The sequence below is a fragment of the Opacimonas viscosa genome, from assembly GCF_024199005.1.
Taxonomy (GTDB): domain Bacteria; phylum Pseudomonadota; class Gammaproteobacteria; order Enterobacterales; family Alteromonadaceae; genus Opacimonas; species Opacimonas viscosa.
Genome location: NZ_JANATA010000307.1, coordinates 1 through 240 on the forward strand (window position 1 = coordinate 1; position 240 = coordinate 240).

Consider the following 240-nt stretch of genomic DNA (forward strand, 5'->3'; position numbering starts at 1 on the left):
AGCTAGCTGGTTTGGATGCCTTTGCCAGCCAACTGGCTGAGATCACCGAACAAAGCCTGTCGCTTCCTGTTCTTCCGGCAAAACAATCCAGTCAAATTAACGCCTACCTGACTATAAGTGCTAACTGGTTATCATTGGCGGAAAACGCATTGCCGTTACTGACTGCTATCGCCTGCCTGCCCGCTTCCCTGCAACAGCCACAAAACAAGCTCTGGCGCAGGCATATTGCCCTCTATCTGT

Annotated in this window: 1 protein-coding gene; it reads left to right on the plus strand. The window is 51.2% G+C overall.

Features of this window, described 5'->3' with window-relative positions; genetic code table 11:
• Window positions 1-240: hypothetical protein (locus NLF92_RS13720; RefSeq protein ID WP_254102829.1), on the plus strand; the 240-nt coding region annotated here is incomplete at both ends.